Annotated in this window: 15 protein-coding genes; 8 read left to right on the forward strand and 7 right to left on the reverse strand. The window is 62.9% G+C overall.

Features of this window, described 5'->3' with window-relative positions; translation table 11 throughout:
* Positions 1 to 16: 16 nt before the first annotated feature.
* From AAFP32_RS05855 to AAFP32_RS05870, 4 genes are all read right to left on the reverse strand, one after another.
* Complete coding sequence (locus AAFP32_RS05855; RefSeq protein ID WP_350271019.1) at positions 17 to 754, reverse strand: MgtC/SapB family protein; 738 nt, start codon at positions 752 to 754, stop codon at positions 17 to 19.
* A 242-nt stretch (positions 755 to 996) separates the two neighbouring features.
* The gene (locus AAFP32_RS05860; RefSeq protein ID WP_350271020.1) at positions 997 to 1,746 is read right to left on the reverse strand and encodes a DsbA family oxidoreductase; all 750 of its coding nucleotides are present in this window, start codon (positions 1,744 to 1,746) and stop codon (positions 997 to 999) included.
* Between the two features lie 125 nt (positions 1,747 to 1,871).
* The gene (locus tag AAFP32_RS05865; RefSeq protein ID WP_350271021.1) at positions 1,872 to 2,999 is read right to left on the reverse strand and encodes an Rv2578c family radical SAM protein; all 1,128 of its coding nucleotides are present in this window, start codon (positions 2,997 to 2,999) and stop codon (positions 1,872 to 1,874) included.
* Positions 3,000 to 3,062: 63 nt separating this feature from the next.
* The gene (locus AAFP32_RS05870; RefSeq protein ID WP_101619886.1) at positions 3,063 to 3,590 is read right to left on the reverse strand and encodes a flavin reductase family protein; all 528 of its coding nucleotides are present in this window, start codon (positions 3,588 to 3,590) and stop codon (positions 3,063 to 3,065) included.
* A gap of 289 nt (positions 3,591 to 3,879) precedes the next feature.
* On the opposite strand from AAFP32_RS05870, the gene AAFP32_RS05875 reads away from it, so the two are divergent.
* The 5 genes from AAFP32_RS05875 to AAFP32_RS05895 all read left to right on the forward strand — a co-directional run bounded on the left by AAFP32_RS05875 (position 3,880) and on the right by AAFP32_RS05895 (position 7,335).
* Positions 3,880 to 4,293 (forward strand): hypothetical protein, encoded by a 414-nt coding sequence (locus AAFP32_RS05875; RefSeq protein ID WP_350271022.1) that lies wholly within the window; start codon positions 3,880 to 3,882, stop codon positions 4,291 to 4,293.
* Positions 4,294 to 4,768: 475 nt separating this feature from the next.
* The gene (locus AAFP32_RS05880) at positions 4,769 to 5,317 is read left to right on the forward strand and encodes an LLM class flavin-dependent oxidoreductase (RefSeq protein WP_350271023.1); all 549 of its coding nucleotides are present in this window, start codon (positions 4,769 to 4,771) and stop codon (positions 5,315 to 5,317) included.
* A 51-nt stretch (positions 5,318 to 5,368) separates the two neighbouring features.
* The gene (locus AAFP32_RS05885) at positions 5,369 to 5,926 is read left to right on the forward strand and encodes a hypothetical protein (protein ID WP_350271024.1); all 558 of its coding nucleotides are present in this window, start codon (positions 5,369 to 5,371) and stop codon (positions 5,924 to 5,926) included.
* 98 nt (positions 5,927 to 6,024) lie between these two features.
* Positions 6,025 to 6,768 carry an MFS transporter gene (locus AAFP32_RS05890; RefSeq protein WP_350271025.1) on the forward strand — a complete coding sequence of 248 codons (744 nt, stop codon included), beginning with the start codon at positions 6,025 to 6,027 and terminating at the stop codon, positions 6,766 to 6,768.
* Between the two features lie 42 nt (positions 6,769 to 6,810).
* Entirely contained in the window at positions 6,811 to 7,335 is a 525-nt protein-coding gene (locus tag AAFP32_RS05895; protein ID WP_350271026.1) for an MFS transporter, read from the forward strand.
* 213 nt (positions 7,336 to 7,548) lie between these two features.
* On the opposite strand, the gene AAFP32_RS05900 is transcribed toward AAFP32_RS05895, so the two are convergent.
* Positions 7,549 to 8,262: an endonuclease domain-containing protein gene (locus AAFP32_RS05900; protein ID WP_145998047.1), complete on the reverse strand. Its 714-nt coding sequence runs from the start codon at positions 8,260 to 8,262 to the stop codon at positions 7,549 to 7,551.
* A gap of 665 nt (positions 8,263 to 8,927) precedes the next feature.
* Here AAFP32_RS05900 and AAFP32_RS05905 point away from each other — a divergent pair.
* From AAFP32_RS05905 to AAFP32_RS05915, 3 genes are all read left to right on the forward strand, one after another.
* On the forward strand, positions 8,928 to 10,430 hold the full coding sequence (locus tag AAFP32_RS05905) for an MFS transporter (RefSeq protein ID WP_350271027.1): 1,503 nt from the start codon (positions 8,928 to 8,930) through the stop codon (positions 10,428 to 10,430).
* Between the two features lie 315 nt (positions 10,431 to 10,745).
* Positions 10,746 to 12,263, forward strand: coding sequence for an NCS1 family nucleobase:cation symporter-1 (locus AAFP32_RS05910; protein WP_420883385.1), 1,518 nt, complete (start codon positions 10,746 to 10,748; stop codon positions 12,261 to 12,263).
* Between the two features lie 13 nt (positions 12,264 to 12,276).
* On the forward strand, positions 12,277 to 13,002 hold the full coding sequence (locus AAFP32_RS05915; protein WP_350271028.1) for an aspartate/glutamate racemase family protein: 726 nt from the start codon (positions 12,277 to 12,279) through the stop codon (positions 13,000 to 13,002).
* 2 nt (positions 13,003 to 13,004) lie between these two features.
* Here AAFP32_RS05915 and AAFP32_RS05920 read toward each other — a convergent pair whose 3' ends face one another.
* Both AAFP32_RS05920 and AAFP32_RS05925 read right to left on the reverse strand, forming a co-directional pair.
* The gene (locus tag AAFP32_RS05920) at positions 13,005 to 13,703 is read right to left on the reverse strand and encodes a GntR family transcriptional regulator (protein WP_350271029.1); all 699 of its coding nucleotides are present in this window, start codon (positions 13,701 to 13,703) and stop codon (positions 13,005 to 13,007) included.
* A gap of 61 nt (positions 13,704 to 13,764) precedes the next feature.
* Positions 13,765 to 15,435 carry a DUF885 domain-containing protein gene (locus tag AAFP32_RS05925; RefSeq protein WP_350271030.1) on the reverse strand — a complete coding sequence of 557 codons (1,671 nt, stop codon included), beginning with the start codon at positions 15,433 to 15,435 and terminating at the stop codon, positions 13,765 to 13,767.
* Positions 15,436 to 15,450: the final 15 nt, after the last annotated feature.

Below are 15,450 nucleotides of genomic sequence, written 5' to 3' on the forward strand. Positions count from 1 at the left end.
GGCAGGTGGTTTCGGGTCAGACGGTGTCGCCGTCTTCGTCGACCGAGTGGACCTGATCCTCGCGCATGCTCACCTTGTCGACGCCGGACAGTTCCATCAGCGACGGTGTGAGCATATGCAGGGGTGGTTTGCCCTCGAACTTCACATCGATCTGGACCATGCGCACTCCGTCCTCGGATTCGAAGCGTTTGGAATCGACGATCGTGTTCGAGTAGCCCATGGTGCCGGCCACAGCGAGGATATCGCGGAGGACCCCAGAACCGTCCTTGTAGGTGATGCGCAGCAGTTTGCGGTGATCGCTGTCGGGGATCTGCCGGATCAGGGGAGCGATGACGAACAACGTCAGCAGGTGGAGCGCAGTGAGCATCATAGCCAAGGACAGCATTCCCGCTCCGCAGGCCATGCCGACGGCAGCCGTCACCCATACGGTGGCGGCTGTAGTGAGTCCGCGCACCATGTTCCGGCCCTTGAAGATCACACCAGCACCCAGGAAGCCCACGCCTGAGACGATCTGCGCCGCGATCCTCGACGGATCCAAGCGGATGTCATTCTCGAGCACACCGGCGAACCCGTAGGCGGAGACCAACGTGAACGCACATGTACCGATGCCCACGAGAACGTGGGTGCGATAGCCCGCGCTCTTCTGCCGAAACTGCCGTTCGAATCCGATCAGCGAGCACAGGACGAAGCTGGCCAGGAGCAACTCGGCCTGGATGAGGCCGGTCGGACCGAAGAAGTCGATGTGTGAACCCATAGTCCTCCTGACTGTATCCCCATCGTTCGTTCCATCGGAATCGTGTGCATCTGAGTCTCGGAACATCTGACGCATCGGAAGCAGCCAAACGATCACACGGCGGAATGAGGCGTCAGCCCGTCACCCGCGGTGGCGGCCGTGTATTCGGTCGAACCTGTGACGTCACCCGAGGTCGCTATCCGTCGATGCCGCTTTCTCTGGGCTGTGTCTCCGGTCTGACTGGTGCCGCCGTGGGGTCTGGATCAGTCGCAGCCCTCGGGGCCGCACACTGCGCCATCGCGGAAGGTCTCGTCGTCACCCTTGTCTGAGGTGGCATCGTCCGCGCCCGATCCGGCCCCGGCGAGCACGGTGAGGTTCTGGCTTTCATCCCACGCGGTCTCGAGGGCCTGGGCGAAGACCTCGGGCGACTGGGCGCCGGAGATTCCGTACTTTCGGTTGATGACGAAGAACGGGACTCCAGTGGCGCCAAGTGCCTGAGCCTCGGCGATGTCGGCTTTGACCTCGGCGGTGTATTCGTCGCTGGAGAGGACTCGACGAGTTTCATCGTCGTCGATGCCAACCGTCTGTGCCACCGCGGCGAGATAATCGACGTCACCGATGTTGCGGCCCTTTTCGAAGTGCCCGGACAGCAACTCCTCCTTGACCTGGTTCATGACCCCGTGGGTCTTGGCCAGGTGGAGGAAGCGGTGAGCGGTGAAGCTGTTGGCGACGACGATGGCATCGAAGTCGTAGTCCAGCCCCTCACCAGCAGCCTGCTGAGTGACGTGGTCGAACATCTGCCGAACCTGATCGGCAGGCATGCCCTTGGCCTGACTGAGGTATTCGGTCTCTGTGCCCGCATAGTGGTCGGGCAGGCTCGGGTCGAGCTGGTAGCTGCGCCACTCGACCTCGACGTCGTCCTTATGTGCGAAGCCGTCCAGGGCGGTCTCGAAGCGACGTTTTCCGATGAAGCACCAGGGGCAGGCGATATCCGACCAGATTTCAATCCTCATGGCAGTTTGAACCCGGAGTTCGTGCGGGTTATTCCCCGGTCTCATCCACACCGAAAACCGTCATCTCTGGGCTCGGTGACGGCGAGGTAGACGAAGCCGAGACGTCCCGAGGGAATGGAAGTGTCTCAGAACAGTGCTTCCTGGGGTGGGGGAGTCAGGCTTGCGGCGTGTGTGAGGGTCGACGACGCCGCTGCAGCCTGCATACGGTCCTTACGCCTGGTCATCGGGTAATCATCGTCGGCGGAGCCGCGCAGGTCGTAGGTGTCGATGAGCGGGTTGATGCGTCGACTCAGCCAAGCACGGTAGTCCTTCGACGCATAAGAGGACTTCGCATACATGCGACGGTAGCGGGGCAGCAGTTCCGGATGCTCACGTTCCAGCCAGGCGAAGAACCATTCGCGGGCACCCGGACGCAGATGTAGGGCTCCATAGACCACCCTGCTCGCACCTGCTTCTTTGATGGCGCGAAGCGCGGCATCAAGATGGTCCACCGAGTCGGTGAGCTTGGGCATCACCGGCATGAGGAAGACGGTGACATCGAAGCCGAGGTTCGCGGCCGCGCGTACTGTGGCCAGGCGTGCTGTTGTCGTCGGTGTGCCTGGCTCGATCGTCTGCTGGAGGGCGTCATCGTACACGGCGATGGACATGCTGATCTCCACGTCGACGTCCTCTTTGGCGCGGGCGAGCAGCGGCAGGTCGCGGCGCAGCAGGGTGCCCTTTGTCAGAACCGACATCGCAGTCCCGTGTTCGGCCAAGGCGGTGATGATACCCGGCATGAGTGAGTAGCGACCCTCAGCGCGTTGGTAGGGGTCCGTGTTCGTACCTAAGGCAACCAGCTCACGTGACCACTTCGGTTTGGCGACCTCGGCAGCGAGGACCTCTGGGGTGTTGACCTTGACGATGACCTGCCGGTCGAAATCCTCACCGGAGTCGAGGTCGAGGTAGCGATGGGTGCTGCGGGCGAAGCAGTATACGCAGGCGTGAGAACACCCGCGGTAGGGGTTGATCGTCCAGGTGAAAGGCATCGAGCTGGCGGCTGGCACCTTGTTCAGGGCTGACTTGGCCAACACTTCGTGGAAGGTGACGCCGGCGAACTCCGGTGTTCGAACACTGCGCACCAGGCCCTTGAGGCCGAAGAGTTCGGCAGGCGGGGCATCGGCGCCGGCGGCCTCAGTGCCGGCCTCAGTGTCGGCGTCTGATCCGGCGTCTGCTCCGGAAGTCGGGTCAAGCGCGCTCTGCTGATTCCACCTCATGACTACATTCGAACACGTGTTCTAGTCGAAGTCAATGGCATGTGCGGCGGTCGTGAATGCGCGCTATGAGACCGTCATGCCCTTGAATTCGCTGCGGTGGAACACGAGTGCGTCGCTGTCTGATCCGGCATCAGCGCCGACATCAGCGCTGCTGGTGTCGAGGACCTCCAGCAGTGCGACAGTGTGATCGCCAGCTTCGACCTCGTTGTAGAGGCGCGTCCACAGGCGGGCGGGACTGCCCGGAATGGTCAGCGCGCCATCGGCAGTGATCTCGGGGTCGATCCCAGCGAAACGCGATGCGCGGTCTTTCGACGCCAACTGCCTGGCCAGGAGTGACTGATGGGTGCCGAGGAGGGAGATCCCCAGCGCGGGCGCAGTCCGCAGGAGTGGCCACGTGCTCGAGGTGGTCTGGACCGCGACGCTGATCAACGGCGGGTCGAGTGAGACACCCGCAGTCACCGTCGAGGCGACCAGCCCGAGGGGAGCTCCGGCGACCTCCGCTCCGATGAGTGCGACACCCTGTGGGAAATGCGAAAAGGTCTCGCGCAGAGCATCCGGTGACACAGCTGCGGCTCGTGTGATCGTCGTCATGAACTTGCCTCCGGTGGAATGTGAGTGTTGCGGCGCTGTGAATGATGAAGTTTACTGCTCAACAATACCCCACTGGTCTTGTGTGATCATCACAGATTTTGAGGACAAGCACATCCGTCTAGAACGCCATCCGGTCATCGTGTGTTCCAATATGACGATCAAAGTCCCACAGTGACAGGGCTGCGGCACGGGTCACGGCGGAGTCCCTGGATTGCTCAACGAAACGTCGACTCTGATGAGGAATCTGACTCAGATGAGAACCCTGACCATGCCGATGAGGGATACCCCCATGCCACAGTCCTCCGTAGCGGAGACGATCACCCAGGGCCCACCTCGGCGGCTCCTGGACGGGAAGAAGCGGGTCCTCACCTCGGCGATGCTGGTGGCACTGGGACTGTGGATCCGCCTCGGCGTCTCCGATGCTCCAGCGTTCAAGGAACTCAAGGACTCCGGCAACGTCGCCAAAACACCCCTGCACGACGCCCTGACCAAATTCCCGCGGCTCCTCCTCGTGACAAGTGGACTCCACTTGGCGCAGAACAGCGTCTTCTACCTCATCACCGTCTACACGCTCAGCTACCTGGCCGATAACCGTGATGACTCGACCGCCGGTGTCACCGCCGTCATGATCGCCTCCGCCATCGGCCTGTTCACCGAGCCCCTTTGGGGGGGGGCTCTGACAAAGTCGCTCGTAAGCGCGTGAGAATTGGAGGCATCATCGGTATGAACCTCGCCCACGACGCCATCTACGGACCTCAGGCAGCCTGGTTCGCCGAACAGTTCCCCATCGAGATCCGTTACTCAGGAGTCAACATGGGCTGCCAGTTGGGCACCGTCATCGGCGCGGCCATCATGCCGACGGTCGCGGCTCTGCTCTGCGTCGTCGGTCGCCACTCGTCGTCGGCCGCCACTCGCCGTGGCAGATCTGCGGCTACCTCACGCTGCTGTGCCTGCTCTCACTCATCGCGGCACTGGTGGCGAAGGGCCCCGCTGGTGAGCTGGCGACCAGGGACCAGACCTCTGGCGCCATCCCGAACCCAGGGTCGAGGAATTCACCCAGTTGTCCCTCTGGACGGATCTGGCCAAGACTCTCGCGCGAGGAGGATTCTCCTCCCTGTTCCTCTCCGACATCCTCGGCGTCTACGACATCGACAACGGCAACGCCGAGGAGACAAACCGTGGGGGGAGTCCAGTTCCCCCTTCTCGACCAGCTCGTCGCAGTCCCCGCCATGGCCGCAGCGACGAAGACGCTGGGATTCGTCGCAACCGCCTCGGTGGCCTACGAACAGCCCTACCTGCTGGCCCGGACACTGACGACCCTCGACCACTTCACCAATGGGCGCGTGGCCTGGAACATCGTCACCAGCTACGTCGACTCCACGGCACGCAACCTGGGACTCGAGGGCCAGAATCCCCACGATGAACGCTACGACCGGGCCGATGAGCGCATGGACGTCATGTACAAACTCTTCGAAGGCTCGATCACCCCCGAGGCGCTGCGCGCCGACGCCGAGGAAAACGTGTTCGTCGATCCCGAGCCGGTCCACGACATCAACCACCAAAGCAAGTTCTTCACCCTTCCCCGGCAGGCGCTCGCCGTGCCTGGACCTCAGGGGACACCGCTGCTGTTCCAGGCCGGTGCCTCAAAGCGCGGACAGGAGTTCGCCCTCGACCACGCCGAGGCGATCTTCTTCTCCGGTCCCACACCGCAGATCCTGCGCACCTGAGTCGACAAGGTCCGCGACGGCCTCGAGGAACGAGGACGGTCCCGCGACAGCGTGAAGATCTTCGCGCTAGCCACCGCCATCGTCGACGGCACCGAGGAAGCAGCCGAACTCAGGCTTGCCGACTACACACGCTATGTCGACACCGAATCCGCGCTCTCGCTCTTCGGCGGCTGGACCGGCGTCGACCTCTCCGGCACCAAGCCGGACGACCCGCTGGAGCACGTGGCCACCGAGGCGAATCAGTTCGCGCTCGCCTCCTTCACCACCCTGGCCGGTGATAGGACCTGGACCATCCGCAACCTTGCCGAGTTCGTCGCCATCGGCGGACGCGGACCCGTCATCACCAGCTCACCCGCGACGATTGCCGACGAGTTGGAACGCTGGATGTCCGAGGCCGACATCGACGGATTCAACATCGCCGCTGCCGTGCGCCCAGCCGACGCCGAACGATTCACGAAATATGTCTCGCCCGAACTGCGCCGCCGCGGTCTCCTGCCCGAACCGGTCGAGTGCGCGACCGCCCGCGAACAGCTCACCGGACAGGGCCCCCACCTGGCCGATGACCATAAGGGTGCCGGATTCCGCTTGGGTGCCAACGCTCTCGTGTGAGCTGGTCGCTGCGACCCTGCGAGTTCATCCACCGGTGACTTCTGGTGGATAATGGTCTGCGGCCATTTTCCGATCCGCCGATTGACCAAGGATCCCGCATGAGCGCAGCGACGCCCCAGACATCCGCCGAGACCACCTCGGCACCCGCCTACAAACGCAAGGCACTCTTCGCCGCTGCTGTCGGATACGGGCTCGACGGCTTCGACCTGCTCATTCTCAGCTTCGCACTGGGTGGAATCATCGCCACCTTCGGGCTCAGCGATGTCGAGGCGGGATCGCTGTCGACGATCACCCTCTTCGGCGCAGTCCTCGGCGGTATCGTCTTCGGTTCCCTGGCCGACAGCTACGGACGCGTGAAGGTTCTGACTTGGACCGTTCTCGTCTTCGCCGTGTTCACCGGCCTGAGTGCTGTCGCCCAGGGGTACTGGGACATGGCCGCCTATCGGTTCATCGCCGGCATCGGAATCGGCGGTGAGTTCGGCATCGGCATGGCGTTGGCCGCCGAAGCGGTCCCGGCCCATCAGCGTGCCCGCGCCACATCATGGGTCGGTGTGGGATTCCAGATCGGCGTCTTCGCCGCCGCAATCGTCGCAGCTCCCGTCATAGCGTTGTGGGGGTGGCGAGCACTCTTCGTCATCGGGCTGTTCCCGGCCGTCTTCGCCTTCGCCATCCGCCGAGGTGTCGAGGAACCGGACAAGTTCGTGCAGTCTCGGCAGGGTCATGAAGTGGGGGAGTCGGAGGGCCCAGGGGAGTCGGAGGGCTCGGAGTCCGACGGTGCCGGCGCACCCGCAGTGAACCTTCCGACCTTCGGCGCGAAAATCCGTGCGCTGGTCAGGGACTAAGCGACCGCGAAGATCACGTTCGCGCTCATCGTCCTCTCGACGGTGCAGAACTTCGGATACTTCGGCATCATCGCCTGGCTGCCGAACTACCTCTCCGAGAAGATGGAGCTCGGTGTGACGAAGGGATCGCTGTGGACTGCGGTCACGGTGATCGGAATGCTCGCCGGCATCCTCATCTTCGGTCAGGTCGCCGATCGATTGGGCAGGCGTCCGGCGTTCTGGATCTTTCAGGCCGGAGCTATCGTCTCGATCCTGGTGTACAGCCAAATGACCGATCCCACCGCGCTGCTGGTGGGAGGATTCTTCATGGGAGCCTTCGCCAACGGCATGCTGGGCGGGCACGGGGCACTGCTGGCAGAGATGTACCCGACGCAGGTGCGAGCCACAGCACAGAACGTCGTTTTCAACATCGGACGTGCCCTGGGCGGACTTGCACCCGTGGTCATCGCCCTGCTCGCCGACTCCTTCGGGTTCGCGTTCGCACTCGCGCTGCTGCCGATCATCTACATCATCCAGTTCCTCGCCATGTTCCTGTTGCCGGAGAAGCGCGGCATCGAACTGGAATAGCGGCATCGAACTGGAATAGCGGCATCGAACTGGAGCGGGCAGGCCCGTCCGGCCAGGGACGGTCGGAGCATTCCCGCGTCATTGTGGCCTAGCGTTCGAAATTACCCAGGTTGTCGAACGCTAGGCCACAATGATGAGCACTCGACCAGCCAGAACTTCGCAGGGAGGGACACCTAGGGGAGAGCCACTCAGAAAAGGTTTGTGCCCTCGCCGCTATGTGAGGTGGTGCTTGAGAATTCTTGCGAATTGCATCATGTTGGTTTTCTTCGACACTCTGAGCACGGTCCAGCCTGCGGCGTTCAGCGCCTCTAACCGACGATTGTCCGCGGCGAACTGTGCGTCGGAGCTTCGGTGGTGGTCACCTTCATACTCGATTGCCACCTTCTTCTCGGGGTATCCGAGGTCGGGGTGGAGCACGCCGGGTACGACTGAACAGCGGATGGCAGGATGGATGACAGGTTCAGGGAAGCCATGATTGATCAGCCAGAGTCGTAGCCAGGTTTCACGCGGAGAGTCGACGCCTTCACGCATCATTTCAAGAGCGCTTTCCGTAGTCTTCCTGTCGTGAATGCGGTCACGGTCGGTGACCTCTCTCCTCAGCGACGACAGCGAGGTAAGAGCCTCACCATGCCACGGGCCGATTGCTGCCTCGCCGAGCGTTGTGAGTTCAGCGACGTTCAGAATCGGGGCAAGCTCGACGAAAAGCTGCGGCACAGATATGAGTGGCAAGTCGAAGAAGCTCGAGGTCCTCAACTCTTTGTACCGGTGGAGTGCTACCCCGGGTCGAGTCATCGACGCGTTGAGTGCTGGGGTAACGACATGCACGCTCCGCTCATTCAGGTGAGCTGGGAGGGGGAGCCCATAGAGTCGTGCAGCGGTGAGATTGCACCCGGCGACTTCGTCGTCGAGCTTGAGCATGGCTTTCACATGCATCTGCTTCCGCAGCCACTGGTGATCAGCCCACAGCGGGGCGATGACAGAGGTCTCGGGCTGAGTGTCGATCCAGATACCGCGAATGAGCTGAACATACCTGGAGTCGGTTCGCAGCCGATACGGGCTGATGCCACGGGCGGACGCTTCGTGGCGGGTGAATGGCACAGGAGCGGTGAGGAACTGGACTGGGCGGTTCCCGGTCAGGCGGTGGTGATCTAGTGGCGCTGGGCTGGACTGTCCTGCCATGTCGTGGTCGGTCTTCATAACCAGTGACAGTGACACTTTCCCACCTGCAACGGAACAATGAGGAGCGTGCCTGTGGAGGAAGATCTGGCATCCACAGGCCATTTGCACATGAGTGGTGGCCCCCGCCATGGAGCTGTGCACGCGAGTTGAAGGCAGGTTCGGCCCCGTCAGCTCGGACGAAGGTCGTGCAAAGGCCAACGACTTTCGGACGTATGCTGCGTCATTGTGGGCCGGCGTTCGAAATATCCCCAATAGTCGCACGCAAGTCCACATCGACGTCGGTATCACGGAGGCACATCGACGGCGGCCAGGCGGCATATCGGGCCAGTCCCAACGGGGACGATCGGCGTCCATGACATATTGTGACGGCCGGGGCGCCGGGCTGGGGCTTGCCCAGACAATACTGAGTCATTGTGAATAGTCCAGAACCTGCCGGTACTTCGGCACACGCACCAGATACCACCTGCCGAGACGATGGAACGCGAACAAGCGAGGGAGGGGCGTCCCCACGGATCATCCGCAGCGCCTCGGACATCCACTCCGTCCTCGCCGAATTCGGGTCCCAGGGCACGAAGACCAAGGCGGTCATCATCCTCGCCCTGGGTGGGATCTTCATGGATGCCTACGACTTCTCATCCTTGGCCTTCGGCATCACCGCGATCAAGGAGCAGTTCGGGCTCTCGGGCTTCATGACCGGGCTCGTCAACGCCTCGATCATGGTCGGAGCCGTCATCGGTGCACTGTTCGGCGGATACCTCGTCGACCGCTTCGGGCGCTACAAACTGTTCATGGCCGATATGGTCTTCTTCGTCGTCGCCGCCATCGGCTGTGCCGTGGCCCCCGACGAATGGGTTCTCATCTTCTTCCGCTTCGTCATGGGCATCGGCGTCGGGCTCGATCTGCCCGTGGCGATGGCCTTCCTCGCCGAATTCTCCAAGCTCAAGGGCAAGGGCAACCGTTCGCAGCGCGTCAATGCCTGGTCTCCTGCCTGGTACATCGCCACAGGAATCGGCTACCTCGTCGTCCTCATCATCTTCATCAGCCTGCCCTATGACCAGCACGCCATCCTGTGGCGCCTCGTGGTGGGCTTCGGTGCGGTCCCAGCACTCGTGGTGCTCATCGTCCGCCGCCGCTACCTCGCCGAATCACCCGAATGGCTCGCGAACCAGGGCGACCTGCGCGCGGCAGTTGACGTCATGCGCTCACACCACAACCTCGACGTGGAACTCGCCGCGGATGTGGGCACCGCAGGGACAGGCACACCCGCGGTGTCGAAGAGCGGCGGCAAGTGGAGCGGGTTCGCGGAACTCTTCGCCCCGCAGTATCGTGTGCGCACGATCGTCGCACTGTGCGTGTCGGTGTTCTCCACCTTCGGGTACAACGCCGTCGCCTACGGCACCCCGCTGATCATCACGACCCTGTTCCACCAGACGCCACTGGTCACGATCATCGCCTCGCTCGTCATCAACCTCGGATTCGGAGCCATCGGCGGACTGCTGGGCATGACGATCGTCAATCGTTTCGGCACCCGCCGCATCACCCTCGTGGGCTTCGTGATCCAGGCAGTGGCACTGGCTCTGCTGGCCATCGTCGGCATCCCGACCGGTGCTCTCGTGCTCGTTTCCGTGGCGATGCTCGCGGCCTTCGTCTTCGCCCAGGCCGGTGGGCCAGGAGCCAACCTGATGAACTACGCGACCCTGTCCTACCCGACGAGGCTGCGCGGAATCGGCATCGGCTTCAACCAGTCCGTGCTGCGTGCGTTTTCGATCGTCTCCCTCATCATGTTCCCGATTCTGGCCGGCTCCATGGGCACCGGCGTCTTCTGGATCGTCGCCTGTGCACCCTTGGCCGGCGCGATCGCAGTGGGCATCGTCAAGTGGGATCCGACGGCGAAGGACGTCGAAGAGGAGCTGTGACGCTCTGACGCAGGAATTGAGTGCACTCGGGCGCCATCGGCTGATTGTCAGCCGGTGGCGCCCTTTCTCTCGCATAGCGAGATAATGGTATGCCAAAAAATGACGCTCATTTCAGCAATCGACGAGCCTGTGGTCAGCGATCTTGTGTCCCGCGCAACCGTTGTCGTAGAGCATTTCAGCGTGGATTTCCGAGCAGGTCCATTGCGTGTGATCTGTGACTCAGGTTACGCTGACCGGGACAGAAATCACCACCACAGCGCTGTGATCCGACATGTGGTATCCCAGGGGTGTGCTTTTCAGATGTGAGGGACCCCCATGGCAAAGACTGAGGCCACACAGGACTCCGCGCCCAAGTGGATGGGGCCGAGCCCCGAGCAGTTGGCGGCTCATCACATCAGCCCACGGTTCTACAACTCGGATCTGGCGCCGAGTCGAAAAGAAGGGCGCAGCTGGACCGCTTACAGCGTCTTCACCCTCTGGGCCAATGACGTCCACTCACTCGGCAACTACGGCTTCGCCTTCGGACTCTTCGCGCTCGGCCTCGGTGCCTGGCAGATCCTCGTCGCACTTCTCGTCGGTGCCGGCCTGCTCTTCTTCCTGCTGACGCTCTCCGGCTTCATGGGCCACAAGACCGGGGTGCCCTATCCCGTGATGAGCCGCATCGCCTTCGGCATCCACGGTGCGCAGCTTGCAGCCTCGGTGCGTGGCATCGTCGCCATCGCCTGGTTCGGCATCCAGACCTACCTGGCCTCCAGTGTCCTGGGCGTCTTGCTCATCACCCTTGTGCCCGGCTTCCAGTCGTGGGCCGAGGTCGAGTTCCTCGGTCTCTCCGGGCTGGGCTGGTTCTCGTTCACTCTGCTCTGGATCGTCCAGGTCATCATCGTCAGCTATGGCATGGAGATGATCCGCAGATATGAGGCGATCGCCGGGCCGATCATCCTCGTCACCTTCGTCTCGCTGGCCATCTGGATGCTCGCTCGCGTCGACTTCTCCATTTCCTGGGCCCGAGACGGTGCCCTGTCCGGTTGGCCGATGTGGATGCACATCCTCGGCGGAGGGCCCCTGTGGGTCGCGATCTACGGCACCTTCGTCCTCAATTTCTCTGACTTCACCCGCGCAGCCAAGAACAAGGGGTCGATCGTCGTCGGCAACTTCTGGGGCATTCCGATCAATATGCTGGTCTTCGGCCTCGTCGTCATCTCTCTGGCCGGTGCTCAGTACACGATCGACGGCACGGTCATCACCTCACCAGCCGACATCGTGCAGACCATCGGCAATCCGATCCTGCTGGCGCTGGCTTCCCTGGCCCTGCTGATCCTCACGGTCGCGGTCAACCTCATGGCCAACTTCGTCGCCCCGACCTACGCGTTGACGAACATGTTTCCGCGCTACCTCAACTTCCGCAGCGCGGCAATCATCAGTGCGGTCATCGGCTTCGTCATCCTGCCGTGGAATCTCTACGACTCACCGGTCGTCATCGTCTACTTCCTGGGCGGACTCGGCGCACTGCTGGGACCCCTGTTCGGCGTCATCATGGTCGACTACTGGGTGATCCGGAAGACGAAAGTCAACGTTCCCCAGCTCTACACCGAAGCCAACGACGGCGAGTACTTCTACCACCGTGGGATCAACTGGCGCGCCATCGGAGCCTTCATCCCGGCCGCCCTCATCTCACTTGTCTTCGCCCTGGTTCCCGCATTCGCCGGATTCTCCGAGTTCTCCTGGTTCAGCGGGGCAGGCATCGCCGCGGTCATCTACTTCATCATCGCCCGTCGCAACTTCACCTTCCGTGAGGTCGATGGCGAAGAGATCGCCGTCCCCACCACTCACTGATTGAGAGCTCATCATGAAAATTCTCGTCGTCAACGTGAATACAACTGAGTCAATGACCGAGGGCATCGCCCGTGCGGCACGGGAGGCCGCCTCGGCGACCACCGAGACCATTGCGCTGACTCCCAACTTCGGAGCCGAATCCTGCGAAGGCAACGTCGAAAGCTACCTTGCGGCGCTGGGGGTCATGGATGCGGTGATGAAATACCAGGGGAGCTTCGATGCCGTCATCCAGGCCGGGTACGGCGAGCATGCGCGCGAAGGACTGCAGGAACTCCTCGACGTGCCCGTTATCGACATCACCGAGGCGGGGGCCGCCCTGGCGATGTTCCTCGGCCACAGGTACGCGGTCGTCACGACGCTTGATCGCACCGTTCCGCTCATCGAGGACCGGCTCCTTTTGGCCGGACTGAACGCTCACTGCACCTCGGTGAGGGCTTCGGGAATGGCCGTGCTCGAGCTGGAGAATCAGCCCGAGCGCGCCGTCGAAGCGATCGCCGATCAGGCCGCCGAGGCGGTCGAACGTGACCGTGCAGAGGCCATCGTCCTCGGGTGCGGGGGATTGGCCGACCTCAAGCAGGTCATCGTCGAACGCTGCGATGTCCCCGTCGTCGACGGGGTCACCGCCGCAGTGAAACTGGCCGAATCACTCGTGGGGCTGGGGCTGAAGACCTCGAAGGTCCGCACCTACGCGCCGGCCCGTCCGAAGCAGCTGAGCGGGTGGCCCTTCTCCGCTGCGTGATGTCAGTCCTCGCCTGATTCGCGTCCCTCGTCGACGGCCTTGGCGAGGCGTTCCTTGTGCTTGTCGTGCTGGTCCTGACTCGCCCCGAGGTGGCGGGCAGCCAGATCTCTGACCTTCGCCTGATCTCGATGGGCGATCGCATCATAGAGCTGGGCGTGCTCCGTGGCGACGAAATCGAGGTCGTCGTGCTGGCTCAGCTGCCAGCGCATGCGGGAGTCGAGGAGCTCACCGATCTCGGTCAGGAGCCGGTTGCCGGAGAGCTCGGTGACAATGGCATGGAAGTCCGCCGCCGAGCGATGGGCGCCGACCACGTCACCGGCTTTCGACAGTTCCTTGCCCTTGGCCAGCGTGGCTTCGAGCTTGGCCAGACCCTCCCGATTATGCCGTTGCGCGGCGAGTTCGAAGGACAGGATGTCAAAGACCGTCCGCACCTCGTTGAGGTCGGCGATGTCACTGGGGGAGAACTCGCGCACCGTTGACCAGGTGTTGGGCCGATTCGCCACCAACCCTTCAGCGGCGAGCTGTTTGAGGGCTTCGCGGATCGGCACACGACTGACACCGAGCTCCGTCGCTAGATTCCGCTCGACCAGTCTGCTGCCGGGCAGCCTGACGCCGTCGATGATCTCGTCGCGCAGCACCTCGGTGACCCGCACGGTCTCAGAGCGCGGGCCATCGCTGCGCGGACTGCCATTGTTCTTCACCAGGTCATTCTCCCACCAGTGTTCATCAGCATCTCAGCACCACTCAGCCTCGTGCCGAAGTTCAGCGCTTCATGGCTCGGCCCAGGGTGTCCAGGCCGACCGATCCCAGGTTGAGGGCCTTGGTGTGGAATGCCTTGAGGTCGAAGTCTGCTCCGGCTTCGGCCTTGGCCTCGTCACGGAACTGCTCCCACAGCCGCTGACCGATCTTGTAGCTTGGGGCCTGCCCGGGCCAACCGAGGTACCGGTCGAGCTCGAATGCGAGGAAGCTGCGGTCCATGGCGACATTGTCTGTGAGGAACTGCCATGCCTTCTCCCGGTTCCAGACTCCTCCGCCGAGGCTGGCCGGGGCGTCGAGTCCCAGGTGGAAGCCGATGTCGAGGACCACTCGTGCGGCACGCAGACGCTGCGAGTCGAGCATGCCCAGGTAGTCACCTGGGTCATCCATGAAGCCGAGGTCGGCCATGAGCTTCTCGGCGTAGAGGGCCCAGCCCTCACCATGCCCGGAGACCCAGCACATGAGCCGGCGCCAGCGGTTGAGGGTGTCAGAGACATACGTGGCCTGGCCGACCTGCAGATGATGGCCCGGCACGCCTTCGTGATAGACGGTGGTCTTCTCCTGCCAGGTGGCGAACTCGGTGACACCTTCGGGCACCGACCACCACATGCGTCCCGGGCGGGAGAAGTCGTCGGTGGGTCCGGTGTAGTAGATGCCTCCGGTGGCCGAAGGTGCGATCATGCATTCGATCGTGGTCACGGGCTCGGGAATGTCGAAATGGGACTTCCCGAGCTCCGTGATCGCCTCGTCGGCGACCTTCTGCATCCACTCACGCAGCCCGTCGGCTCCGTGCAGGGTCCGCTCGGGATCATTGTTCAGCGTCTCCATGACCTCGAACAGATCGGCACCGGGTTGGATCGCGGCTGCGACCTCACGCTGCTCGGCATCGATGCGGGCAAGTTCATCGAGTCCCCACGCATAGGTCTCGTCGAAGTCGACCTCGGCACCGAGGAAGTTCCGGGAGTGCAGAGCGTAGGCCTCACGACCGCAGGCCTCATTCTCCGGCGCTGCCGGGAGCAGCTCCGAGCTGAGGAAATCGGCAAGGTGGGCAAACGACTCACGGGCCGCCTCGGCGTGGGTGTTCAGCTGCTCACGCAACGACGACGGAACAGCGGTGGCCCCGGCGATGAGCTGGTCGAAGTTGCTGCCGGGTTCGGCCAGTGTGCGAGCCTGTTCGATGACCTTCTCGACCTGGATGCGGGCGGATACCTGGCCGCGGCTCTTGGCCAGGGACAGGGACTCCTGGTAGCCGGCGACCGAAGTTGGAACCGCCGCCATCGTGGTGCAGGCCGTCTCCCAGTCGTGGGTGGTCTCGGTGGGCATGAGATCGAAGGCATCGCGGATGGACTGCAAGGGAGACTCGATGACGTTGAGACTCGAATGATCGAGGCCGGCCTCGAAATAGTCGCGATCCACGGTCAGCCGGTCGCGCATCGCATCGATGGTGACGAGGTCGACGTCGTCGAGGTCTGCTGACTTCTCAGCCTCTGTGAGCTTGGCCAGGGTCTCCACGGTGAGATCGTTGGCGGCAGCCAGACCAGCGGGGGAGAAGTCATCGAAACCCGTCGCGCCGTCGAGACCGAGGTAGAGGGCGAGGGAGGGGGAGAGTGCAAGTGATCTGTCGACGTATTCTTCAGCGACGGCGTCAATGGCCGAGGGGGTTCTCTTCTGGGTCATGTCTCTCACCCTATA

The sequence above is a fragment of the Brevibacterium sp. CBA3109 genome, from assembly GCF_040256645.1.
In the GTDB taxonomy this organism is placed as follows: domain Bacteria; phylum Actinomycetota; class Actinomycetes; order Actinomycetales; family Brevibacteriaceae; genus Brevibacterium; species Brevibacterium koreense.

What these genes read in the sequence shown, in the direction of transcription:
- AAFP32_RS05855 (WP_350271019.1), bottom strand. Translation starts at nt 754, where the DNA reads ATGGGTTCACACATCGACTTCTTCGGTCCGACCGGCCTCATCCAGGCC.
- AAFP32_RS05860 (WP_350271020.1), bottom strand. Translation starts at nt 1,746, where the DNA reads ATGAGGATTGAAATCTGGTCGGATATCGCCTGCCCCTGGTGCTTCATC.
- AAFP32_RS05865 (WP_350271021.1), bottom strand. Translation starts at nt 2,999, where the DNA reads ATGAGGTGGAATCAGCAGAGCGCGCTTGACCCGACTTCCGGAGCAGAC.
- AAFP32_RS05870 (WP_101619886.1), bottom strand. Translation starts at nt 3,590, where the DNA reads ATGACGACGATCACACGAGCCGCAGCTGTGTCACCGGATGCTCTGCGC.
- AAFP32_RS05875 (WP_350271022.1), top strand. Translation starts at nt 3,880, where the DNA reads ATGCCACAGTCCTCCGTAGCGGAGACGATCACCCAGGGCCCACCTCGG.
- AAFP32_RS05890 (WP_350271025.1), top strand. Translation starts at nt 6,025, where the DNA reads ATGAGCGCAGCGACGCCCCAGACATCCGCCGAGACCACCTCGGCACCC.
- AAFP32_RS05910 (WP_420883385.1), top strand. Translation starts at nt 10,746, where the DNA reads ATGGCAAAGACTGAGGCCACACAGGACTCCGCGCCCAAGTGGATGGGG.
- AAFP32_RS05915 (WP_350271028.1), top strand. Translation starts at nt 12,277, where the DNA reads ATGAAAATTCTCGTCGTCAACGTGAATACAACTGAGTCAATGACCGAG.
- AAFP32_RS05925 (WP_350271030.1), bottom strand. Translation starts at nt 15,435, where the DNA reads ATGACCCAGAAGAGAACCCCCTCGGCCATTGACGCCGTCGCTGAAGAA.